This window comes from Aminobacterium sp. UBA4987 (assembly GCF_002396985.1).
GTDB classification, from domain to species: Bacteria; Synergistota; Synergistia; order Synergistales; family Aminobacteriaceae; genus Aminobacterium; species Aminobacterium colombiense.
In genome coordinates this window covers 18,564-29,072 of sequence record NZ_DGZF01000007.1, presented here as the reverse complement: position 1 = coordinate 29,072, position 10,509 = coordinate 18,564, and the positions used below count along the sequence as shown (strand labels likewise).

Here is a 10,509-nt window from a genome sequence, read left to right as displayed (position 1 = left end):
GAGTGGCGGCAGAGGCTTTTCCGCCCCCGCCACCCCCTCCGCCTCCGGAAAAGCCTCTGCCGCCACTCCCGCTTTTTGAGCCGGGAGCAACGGAAGCCGACGCTATGGATGAAGCAATGGAGGAAGCCATATTAGCCATTGCTCTGCCAGTGTAAAGGTCGGAGATATCTGTTCCCGTATACCACTCAGGGTGATAGTCGCTTTCTTGGAGAATACTATCGAATCGGTTCGCCCAGGTATCAGCTGTGTCAAGGGCAAAGGCATAAGGGAGCAAGCGTTCGAATATTTCAGGCGTTTCTTGTGGAGGGTGGAACATTTCAAGACGATAACGCTCAGCAGTACCCATATACATGGCAAGCCCGTCAACTTCACCTAGAACGTCATTTCCTTTCTCTGAGCGAATTGTCATAAGCTTGCGAAAGAGAAGAATCATAACAACAGTCGCTAATATGGGAATAAGTATGTACCAACTCTTTTTGTCCAGTCCAAGAAAGAAAAATTGAGCGATACCTGCAAAGAATAAGATTGGGAAGAGTGTGGCAAAGATTTTCTTCATGGTTTGCCCTCTTTCCCTCCAAATATTCCAGACTGACAGAATAACAGATCCTACTATGGAAAATATAAACGTTCCTGCTACAGAAAAAACAGCCATTTCTGCCTGGCCGCCCCACCCAAGCAACAGATAAATAATGGCAGGAATAATAAATCCTGCCGCCCATGGTAAGGTATTCTTTGAAAAAAGCGGTTTAGCGGCCTGTCGATAGTGTTTCAACAGTTTAGTTCTGGCTCTGCTGAGAATCTTATGGTTGTTCTGTCTGAGAAGGAGCTCGACTCTGCCTTCACCAAAAAGAGTGGAGATAAGAATGTCCTCTTCAATGGAGCGTTCTTTTCGGGAAAGCTGTTCCTGATTTAGCTTCAGCGAGTATCGTTTCCCAGCTAAAGAAGAAGAAAAAGATACGACTTTCTTCATCAAATCGCTGCTTCCTAAAAGGCCAAGTCGTTTTACCGATTCTTCGAAGGTCAATTCTTCTATCACTATAAAGCCCTTCACAGCAAGATTGAGTATTTCTGCCGTAAAACAGGCGTTATCCATGCCCATACGTTTCACATATCTCATAAACCCTGGGCCAATCCCTTTGGTAGGTGTAAAAAGGGGGATGACTGGTTTTCGAGGAGGGTCATTTCCCCAACGATGCCACGCTGCAGCATAATATGCCAATAAAAGCAGGGGGGCCCCGATGAAAAACCAGATTCCATATCTATCAAAAAAAGTGTATCTCAAGAGGGGGTTAGGCGGGGTTACAATACCTTTTGGCCATGTATAGGCCACAGTCAGCCCTTCTCTGGGAGCAAGGCTTCTTGTTGTCTGCACCGATCCATCAGAAAGGAGCTGAGCATCTTTTCCCGTGGCCCCTTGATATCCCGTATAAATGTCCACTGATGAAAAAGACACCTTTTGGGGAAGGGAAATGGAAAATCGCACCTTTCGTATGGGGAAACCCCAATCATTACCGGTAACGTTCCAGTAAAGCTCATCATGTTTTTCATAGAAACCAACCTGACCAGTAGTTACATAAATAAGAGAGTAAGTTTGTTCTCCAAAGGGAACTCTTCTATTGGGATCGCCAAGATAAATACGAACGCCGTTAGAGCGGGATTCTGTTCTGTATGGAACTTTCATGCCGTTAAGCAAAGCTCCTTTAACAAAAAAACCTACCCTAACGATTTTGCCAGAAGTATCTCTGTAGATCGTTGGGAAATCTCGGTAAATTCCTCGTTGAATTTGTTTTCCCTCTGCCCATACAGTGATATCCTCACGAACCTCGAGGGAGGCATCTACCTTGACAGTCGCATAAGAAGAAAACGATAGAATGACTTCCTCTGCTTCAACAGAGTTTGTAAGAAAAATTAAAAACAAAAAGATGAGCAAAAAAAGCCGGTGAAAACTCTTCATGGCGAAGCCTCCCAGACCGCAAAGAATTAGAAGGACACCTTCGGTGTTGTTCGCTCTTCCTCAGCAGTTTCAAAATAATCCGCTTTCTCATAGCCAAATCTTTTTGCAACGAGCACAGCAGGAAAGGTTTCAATGGCAATGTTATAATCCCTTGCAGCCCCGTTATAATACCGGCGAGCCATTTGTATATCGTTTTCCAGGGAGGTTAACTGCTCCTGAAGCTGATGAAAGTTCGAGCTTGCCTGAAGGGCAGGGTAGTTCTCCGCTACTGCAAAGAGGGTTTTGAGGGCGCCGGTAAGCATGTTTTCCGACTCCGCCCGTTCGCTCACTGTATGTGCTCTGGTGATAGCCGCCCGCGCTTCTGTAACCCGTTCAAAAACCTCTTTCTCATGAGTTGCGTATCCTTTTACTGTTTCCACGAGGTTAGGGATGAGATCAAACCGCCTCTTAAGCTGCACATCAATGCCGCTCCACGCCTCATTCTTCAAGTTAGACATTCGTACAAGTCTGTTGTATATGGAAACTACCCAAAAAACGATAAGAGCGACGAGAAGAAGAATCGAAAGTATTACCACCATGTGTATTCCCCCCCTTGATACTTAACTTAAGAAATACAGACCTTTTGACCATTCTACATCAAAAAAGTCCATTAACGTCTGATGAGATTATATGTAACATTTTAATCATTTTTTGTAATATGCTGGGAATAATTAAAAGTTTCTATTGTCTTCACTATATGGACTCCGTATAATGATAAATAAATCATAACCTTCCAGGAGGGATGCATGTCTAACACAACCCCTGAATTTGCAGCTGTTATATTGGCAGCAGGCGCATCTACCCGCATGAAGCAATGTAAACCTCTGCTCACTATAGAAAAGCAAAGCATGCTAAGCCGCCTTGTAACAACATATAGAATTGCCCATGTTTTTCGTGTTTTCGTTGTAACGGGCGCCTATCGAGAACATGTTGAAAGAGAATGCTCACGGCTTGCCTGCTCTGTAGTCTATAATGAAGAGTATGAAAAAGGCATGTACAGTTCGGTGCTGAAGGGCATCCGATCTCTACCTTCTGACATTACAGCCTTTTTTCTACACCCTTCAGATATTCCCCTGGTACGCCCAAGCACCATTCGTTTTCTTTGTGAACACTGGAAAGATTCTTTAAGCGTTCTTTCCCCAATTTTAAGGGAGGAAAAGGGACACCCGCCTCTTATATCAGCAAAATTAGTGCCTTCTATTCTGGCGTGGTCTGGTTATAGGGGCTTAGCGGGGCTCTTACAACAGTATGCTGATTCTTTTATGCAAATCAACATTCCAGACCACTTTATCCATCTTGACATAGATACTCCTGACGATTATCGAAAAGCACAACGGGCATGGAGCGCACGTAATATCCCTACACTAGAGGAATGCGAAGAACTTTTTCGCCTGGCGCAGACACCTCAGAAGATCATAGAACATTGCCGCGTTGTGGAACAGATGGCTCGCCATATTGCCCTCTCTATTTCTTCTTTTCAGCCCTGCCGCTTTTTATTAGCAGAAAGAGCCGCCCTTTTACACGATATCTGCCGTGAATCCCCCAAGCATGATATTGTTGGCAGTGCTTTTCTTGCGAATTTTGGATTCGATGAAGTAGCAGAGATCGTTAAGCACCATATGGACCTTCCTGAAGAAGCATCTCTAGAAGCCAAGATTGTCTACCTTGCAGACAAAATAGTTAAAGATTTTAATGTGGTTTCCCTTCAGGATAGAATTGAGGAGACGACTCAAAAATTTAAGGGGGGGAAAGCTGAAAGACAGGGATTGGCACGCCTTCGCAGAGCCCTGGATATTCAAAGAGAATTCGAAGACATGACAGAAGGTGGCCTCGAGTTAGGGGGTAAGGAATGACTATCCATATTTTAAAAGAAGTGCTTCAACGCATAGAACGTGGGGAAGAGGGTGTTTTATGCACCATCGTTGAAAGCAATGGATCAACCCCTCAAAAACCAGGGGCCCGTATGTTTGTTCTTCCTGATGGTACAAGTATAGGGACTGTTGGAGGGGGCATTTTCGAGCATAGAGTTATAAAGAAGGCCATTACTCTCATGCAAGGGGAGGGAAGAACAGCTTTATACAGGGAATCTTTTGAAACCGGCTCTTCAGAGGATGCCATATGCGGAGGAAGAGCAGCTGTTTTTATGGAATATATAGTCCAATCCCCTCATATGCTAATCCTCGGAGCTGGACATGTGGGAAGGGCTCTTTCTAAAATTGCTCTTTCTTGCGGATATAGGGTAAGCTTGTGGGATGATCGTGCAGAATATTTGCCTCGAGAAAAAGAAGACGGGCTTAATGCTCTCTGTTGTTCTCTAGAAGATTGCCTGGCACAACAAGTTATCTTTTCACCACCTCCATATGTAGTTGTAGTTACCCGCGGCCATGCCTTTGATGGACAGGCTATATCTCTGCTGGAAGGTAAAACAACCGCCTATATCGGTGTTATAGGCTCAAGGAAAAAGGTAGCGCAGTTACAGCACCAACTATTGAACCAAGGAATTTCTTCTGCATTCCTCAACTCCCTCTATACACCTATTGGCCTTTCGATAGGAGCCAAAACACCTTCTGAGATCGCTATTTCTATCATGGCAGAAATAATTGCAGTCTACAGAAAAAGCTCTCTGGAAAAGCTGCGCTTATGGAATATATAGCGCCTACCCATAAGTGAAAAGGAGATGATGACAGCCATGAAATGGTTCTACCCTGCCACGTTAGAGGAGGCATCCCACCTCCTTTCCCAAGAAGGCCACGTTATCCATGGAGCAGGAACCGGGCTTCTGCGAAGGGGGTTAAAAGGAATCGATGCATTAATCGATATAACGTCACTCCCCCTAGATTATTTTAAAAAAGAAGACAATACCGTTATTATAGGAGCAGGATGCACCTATGCTCAGATCAGTGAGTCTCTTATGCAGATAGACCCTGACAATGCGCTGGGGAAAGCCCTTGCCAACGCAGCTTCTACTCCCTTACGCAACAGAATAACGATAGGGGGAAGTCTTGGCTTTTTACCGCCGTGGTCCGATTTATTAGGCCCTCTTATTGCTCTTGATGCCAGACTAGGTCTCGCCTGGCCCCTGAAACAAACCATGTCTGTTCCTGATTTTCTCGCTAACCCTTTATTGCAAAAGAAATGTCTCATTACCCATGTTATCCTACCCCTTGTAAAGGCATGGACTTTCTATCACAGAGAAACGCGGGTTTCCTTTGATTATCCCTCCCTTACCCTGACCATACTGCTAAAAATATCAGAGGGAACAATAGAAAAATCCCGAGTTATTTTTACAGGGAACAAAACCCGTTTTTATAAGGCAAAAGAAGTAGAGAGCCATCTTGAGGGCAGGAAGTTAATAGAAGTAATCCCAGAAAGATTAAGTGATATGCTTCAGGAAATCGACTTTTTAGATAAACAGGCAGGTTCAGCTGAATATCTTAATGAAATTTCGAAAGTATGGTTGGAAAGAGGGCTTCTCTCTCTGAAGGGAGGAGAGTAGCAATGAACGGGACCTTCCTCATAAATGGGAAAAAGAGAGAACTTAATTTTTCAGGTGAAACGATCCTTCTTGATCTTTTAAGGTCAGCAAAACACACTGAAGTTCACTGTGGCTGCAGGGAGGGCAGCTGTGGCTGCTGCACTGTTCTTCTTAACGGGCGGCCTGTTAATTCATGTCAGGTTCTTGCAGCCTCTGTTATTAATAAAGAAATAACCACAGTTAAAGGATTGGGCTCTATCCATTCACCCCATCCCATCCAGGAAGCTTTTGTGGAAGCAGGTGCGGTACAATGCGGATTCTGCACACCTGGAATGATTTTGGCTACCTATGCTCTTTTGCAAAGAATCTCAGAACCTTCCGATGAGGAGATTCTTCGTGCCCTTGACGGTAATTACTGCCGATGTACAGGATATGTGAAAATTATAGAAGCGGTACATCTTGCCGCAAGGAAGGTGAGAATCCATGGATAAATATGACGTCATTGGACACTCACTCAAGAAGGTTGACGGATTGTCTCTGGCCACTGGAGCAGGCCGATACACCGATGACTGGGTTGTTGATGAACCGCTGACCATTCGATTGCTTTATTCATCTAAAGCCTTTGCGGAAATAGAGTCAATTGATACTAAGGAAGCAGAAAAGATTGCTGGCGTTGTAGACATTCTAACCTTCAAAAACACTCCTGACACTCTTTTTACAACAGCGGGGCAGGGATTTCCAGAACCTTCTCCTTATGATTCACGGCTTTTTGATTCCACTGTACGATACGTAGGTGATCGCGTTGCAGCAGTGGTTGCTGAAAGTGAAGAACAGGCTTCCGAAGCCCTTCAGAGAATCAAGGTAACCTATCGTGATCTTTCCCCAAACTTCGACATGGAAAGTTCTACAAAAGGGGTGGGACGAGGTATTCACGGCAAAGACGCCTTTTCGCCCATTTCAGTTCCTTATTTTCCTGAGAAAAATATAGCAGGACAAGTGGATTTCGCATATGGCGATCTTGAAAAAGGCTATGCAGAGAGTGCCTATGTAATAGAACGGACCTATACCACTCCCTATGTTAGCCACTGTGCCATGGAACCCCATGCCGTTAAAGCCACTTTCGACGAGAAAGGACGGCTCATTATCATTTCTTCAACTCAGGTTCCCTTTCATGCCAGACGAATTGTAAGTCATGTCTTGAGTATCCCAATACGACAGATAAGAGTTATTAAACCTCGCATAGGGGGAGGGTTTGGAGCAAAACAGGAAGTATTTCTCGAACCCCTTGCCGCCCTTGTTGCCTTGCGGCATAAGCGATCAGTCCATTTAGTTTTAAGCCGGCGAGAAGTCTTTATTTCCTCTCGAACGCGTCATCCCTTCAGAATAAAACTACGCACCGGCCTAAAGGAAGATGGGCAGATAGTTGCCCTTGAGATGGATACCCTTATGAATGCCGGAGCCTACGGCCCCCATGCCTTGACTGTTCTATCTAATGCCGGCTCGAAGGTTTTGCCTCTTCTTAATAAAATACCTAGCGTTAAGTTTTCAGGCAAATCAGTTTACACGAACCTCCCTATTGCCGGAGCTTATAGAGGATATGGCGCAACTCAGGGATATTTTGCCCTGAACCAGCACCTTGACATTATTACCAGAGAAACAGGCCAGGATATTCTGGAATATATAAAAAAATGGCACATTAAAGAGCATGAGACCTCGGCAGTTTTTGAAGCATTAGGAGAAGGGCAAGAAGGCGTCACCCAGGTAATAAAAAGCTGTAAGCTCTCAGAATGTATTGATAGTGGTGCAGCAGCCATAGATTGGTATAACAAGCGCAACAAAAAGATAAGGCCAGACAAAGATTCCGTACGCGGTGTGGGTGTGGCTGCAGCCATGCAAGGGTCCGGAATACCCCTTGTTGATATGGGCAGTGCCTATATAAAAATGAACGATGATGGTTCCTTCTTACTCTTTGTGGGCGCCACAGATATCGGGACAGGGTCAGATACAGTGCTTTCACAGATAGCAGCAGAAACTCTTCATGTTCCTCTTGAGCATATCCAGATCTTATCCTCCGATACTGATATGACCCCCTTTGATGTGGGGGCCTATGCCTCGTCAACAACCTACGTGTCTGGGGGAGCGGTGCTTCGATGCGCACAAGATATAGCCCATCAGATAATAGAAAGAGGTTCTATGATGATGAATTGTCCCACGGAAGAACTTCTCCTTGAAAAAGGCTGTGTCATAAGAGAAAAAACGGGCGAATCTCTCGCATATGAAGAAATATGCCGGCATTCTTTCTATACCAGTCATCAGAAACAGATACAAGCTGGGGCATCTTTTGTTTCCCCTCAATCTCCGCCTCCCTTCATAGCTCAATTTGCCGAGGTAGAAGTGGATACTAAAACAGGCAAAGTAAAGGTCGTACAACTTGTTTCGGCCGTTGACTGCGGTCAGCCTTTAAATCCCCAACTCGTAGAAGGACAGGTCGAAGGGGCTGTCGTTAACGGCATTAGCTTCGCACTCACGGAGGAACTTCGTTTCGATAAAAATGGACGAGTTTATAATCCCACCTTCTGGGATTATAAAATTTATACAGCGGCAGATATCCCCGCAATAAAAACCATTATTGCAGAGTCTTCAGATGTAGATGGTCCGTATGGGGCAAAATCTGTAGCCGAAATAGGGATCAATGGCACGGCACCAGCCATTGCTAACGCCATATACGATGCAGTCGGAGTCAGGCTTTACGATCTTCCTTTTACCCCTGAAAAAGTTTTAGTCGCACTAAAAAGGCATAAGAGGGTGATTTTATGATGAAGAGACAGATCATAGCCAACGGCCCTCTTACAGACGGTGATATTTTTTATCCCTCTGGGGCTCTTCTCATAGTGAATGGCAAAATAGCAGAGGTTGCTACATGTGAATCCATGAGGCGCAAATGGCCCGATACCCCCGTAATAGACGTTGAAGGGCGACTTATCGTCCCAGGAATGACCAACTTCCATCATCACCTTTACTCGTCGCTTGCCGTTGGGTTACGCCCTCGTGGAGAAACTACATCTTTTCTGGGGATCCTGGAAAATCTGTGGTGGCCCCTTGATTATCTACTTGACGAGGAGTCTATTTATTTTTCAGCACTATATGGTATCTTGCGTTCAATACAATGCGGTATTACAACAATCTTTGACCACCATGCGTCTTTGGGACACATCAGAGGAAGCCTCAGTTTAATTGGCCGCGCTTTTAGAGAGGCTGGAATTAGGGGGGTACTCTCTTTCGAGATTTCGGACAGGGCGGGGAAACACTCCATAGATCAGCAACTTGAAGAGAATATATCTTTTTGGGAAAGTCATCAGAGGGATCCCTTTCTCCATGGGATGTTAGGCCTTCATGCGAATTTTACCCTTTCTGAAGATACTCTCAGAAAGGTAAAGGAGGCAAAACCCCGTAATCTTCATATTCATATTCATTGCGGAGAAGGAGAAGAGGACCTTGCCTATTGTCAGCAGTTAGGATATAGGGGGCCAATCCATCGTCTTGCATCTTTTAATCTTTTGAGCCGGGATTCTCTTCTCATCCACTGCATCCATTTAACAGAAGATGATTATGCCATTCTGAAAAACATTTCTCCGTGGGTAGTTACGAATCCTGAATCTAATGAAAACAACAGGGTGGGAGAAATGAACCGCCAACGGATTACAAAGTTTGTCATAGGAACAGACGGCATGTCACCAGACATTTTGGCTTCTTTGCGAAACTATGCCATTACAGCAAAGGATGCACCAGAACCTTTTGAGCGCCTTGAAAGGACCTTCTGGGGCTGGTCCCGCCTCGTTAAAAGAAATACATGGGGCTTCCAAGGAGTGTTTGCTAGTGACGAGCCGGCCGACATCACCGTTCTCAACTACAAGCCGGTAACACCCATCCATGAATCCAACATTATGGGGCATCTTATTCATGGTGCTCAACGAAGCCATGCTTATTTAACCATGTGCAATGGAAATGTATTATGGAAGGACGGATCATTCACTTCTCTTAACGAGGGTCTCATCTTTAACAATGTACGCCTAGTTTCTGAAAAACTCCATAAACGTTTTTCCTCCGGAAAAAGGGAGGGGTTCCCGTGGTGGAAGTAAAAAGAACTATATGTGGCGTCCCTTTTAAAAACCCTGTTCTTACGGCAGCAGGACCAAATGTAGCTACAGAAGAACATATTATGGCGGCGATCAAAGGAGGAGCAGGGGGAGTTGTAACAAAAACAGTTTCAATAATACCAGCCTGCGATTCCAGACCAACTATACGGAAAGGACCTCTGGGAAGCCTTCTGAACTGCGAGACGTGGTCTGAAAAATCTTTTAAGGAGTTTTTCCCCCTTTATAAAAAGATAAAAGCAAAGGGATTGCCTCTTATTGTTTCCATAGGTTATACCCCCCATGACGTATCCTATCTTGGCCCTATTTTAGAGCAGGAGGTTAGCCCTGATATCATCGAGTTTTCAACTCATTATGTGGGGAAGGATCAAACGCCTCTCATCGAAGTAGCTCAGGCGCTAAGAGAGGCTGTGTCTGTTCCAATCTGGATGAAGATATCTCCTGCTGTTCATGACATTCAAGGCCTGGCGCAAGCCGCTTCTTTTTACGTAGATGGCTTTGTGGCTATAAATTCTATGGGACCTGTCCTTGATTTTGACCCAGAAAGACCAATCCCTCTATTGGGATCATCATTTGGGCAAGGCTGGATGTCTGGTCCGCCTATCCTTCCTGTAGCCCTTCGCATCGTATATGAACTCGCCACATGCCAGCCTAAACCAGTCATTGGAGTAGGAGGAATCGAAAGGGGAATTGACGCAATCAAGTTTTTTATGGCTGGAGCCTCCCTCGTTCAGATTTGCAGTGGTGCTCTCAAATACGGTCCGGCCCACTATGGCGTGGTAGTCCGGGAGATATCTCAATGGCTAGAAAGCCATGGTTGTAGTTCTCTAAAGGATATACAGCATAAATACATTAAAGCTATAAAAAAACATCCTATATAGAAGGAG

The 10,509-nt window shown here is 45.0% G+C and carries 9 protein-coding genes; 7 read left to right on the top strand and 2 right to left on the bottom strand.

What is annotated here, in order from left to right; all coding sequences use genetic code 11:
* Both B2U56_RS03415 and B2U56_RS03410 read right to left on the bottom strand, forming a co-directional pair.
* Window positions 1-1,954, bottom strand: a 1,954-nt coding sequence (locus tag B2U56_RS03415; protein WP_286952334.1) for a DUF2207 domain-containing protein, incomplete at its 3' end; no start/stop codon positions are given.
* A 26-nt stretch (window positions 1,955-1,980) separates the two neighbouring features.
* Window positions 1,981-2,532, bottom strand: coding sequence for a LemA family protein (locus B2U56_RS03410; protein ID WP_013048298.1), 552 nt, complete (start codon window positions 2,530-2,532; stop codon window positions 1,981-1,983).
* 207 nt (window positions 2,533-2,739) lie between these two features.
* On the opposite strand from B2U56_RS03410, the gene B2U56_RS03405 reads away from it, so the two are divergent.
* The 7 genes from B2U56_RS03405 to B2U56_RS03375 are packed head-to-tail and all read left to right on the top strand — an operon-like array spanning window position 2,740 to window position 10,503.
* Complete coding sequence (locus B2U56_RS03405) at window positions 2,740-3,846, top strand: DVU_1551 family NTP transferase (protein ID WP_286952332.1); 1,107 nt, start codon at window positions 2,740-2,742, stop codon at window positions 3,844-3,846.
* A complete protein-coding gene (locus B2U56_RS03400) occupies window positions 3,843-4,646 on the top strand; it encodes an XdhC family protein (RefSeq protein ID WP_286952331.1) in 804 nt (267 codons plus the stop codon). The genes B2U56_RS03405 and B2U56_RS03400 overlap by 4 nt, the downstream gene beginning before the upstream one ends.
* Window positions 4,647-4,682: 36 nt before the next feature.
* Window positions 4,683-5,489, top strand: a complete 807-nt coding sequence (locus B2U56_RS03395) for an FAD binding domain-containing protein (protein WP_286952329.1) — start codon at window positions 4,683-4,685, stop codon at window positions 5,487-5,489.
* 2 nt (window positions 5,490-5,491) lie between these two features.
* On the top strand, window positions 5,492-5,959 hold the full coding sequence (locus tag B2U56_RS03390) for a (2Fe-2S)-binding protein (protein WP_286952327.1): 468 nt from the start codon (window positions 5,492-5,494) through the stop codon (window positions 5,957-5,959).
* Window positions 5,952-8,285: a xanthine dehydrogenase family protein molybdopterin-binding subunit gene (locus tag B2U56_RS03385; protein WP_286952326.1), complete on the top strand. Its 2,334-nt coding sequence runs from the start codon at window positions 5,952-5,954 to the stop codon at window positions 8,283-8,285. The genes B2U56_RS03390 and B2U56_RS03385 overlap by 8 nt, the downstream gene beginning before the upstream one ends.
* Window positions 8,282-9,607: an amidohydrolase family protein gene (locus B2U56_RS03380; RefSeq protein WP_286952325.1), complete on the top strand. Its 1,326-nt coding sequence runs from the start codon at window positions 8,282-8,284 to the stop codon at window positions 9,605-9,607. The genes B2U56_RS03385 and B2U56_RS03380 overlap by 4 nt, the downstream gene beginning before the upstream one ends.
* Window positions 9,595-10,503 (top strand): dihydroorotate dehydrogenase, encoded by a 909-nt coding sequence (locus tag B2U56_RS03375; RefSeq protein ID WP_286952324.1) that lies wholly within the window; start codon window positions 9,595-9,597, stop codon window positions 10,501-10,503. The genes B2U56_RS03380 and B2U56_RS03375 overlap by 13 nt, the downstream gene beginning before the upstream one ends.
* The last annotated feature ends 6 nt before the right edge of the window (window positions 10,504-10,509 follow it).

What these genes read in the sequence shown, in the direction of transcription:
- B2U56_RS03390 (WP_286952327.1), top strand. Translation starts at nt 5,492, where the DNA reads ATGAACGGGACCTTCCTCATAAATGGGAAAAAGAGAGAACTTAATTTT.
- B2U56_RS03385 (WP_286952326.1), top strand. Translation starts at nt 5,952, where the DNA reads ATGGATAAATATGACGTCATTGGACACTCACTCAAGAAGGTTGACGGA.
- B2U56_RS03395 (WP_286952329.1), top strand. Translation starts at nt 4,683, where the DNA reads ATGAAATGGTTCTACCCTGCCACGTTAGAGGAGGCATCCCACCTCCTT.
- B2U56_RS03380 (WP_286952325.1), top strand. Translation starts at nt 8,282, where the DNA reads ATGATGAAGAGACAGATCATAGCCAACGGCCCTCTTACAGACGGTGAT.
- B2U56_RS03400 (WP_286952331.1), top strand. Translation starts at nt 3,843, where the DNA reads ATGACTATCCATATTTTAAAAGAAGTGCTTCAACGCATAGAACGTGGG.
- B2U56_RS03410 (WP_013048298.1), bottom strand. Translation starts at nt 2,532, where the DNA reads ATGGTGGTAATACTTTCGATTCTTCTTCTCGTCGCTCTTATCGTTTTT.
- B2U56_RS03405 (WP_286952332.1), top strand. Translation starts at nt 2,740, where the DNA reads ATGTCTAACACAACCCCTGAATTTGCAGCTGTTATATTGGCAGCAGGC.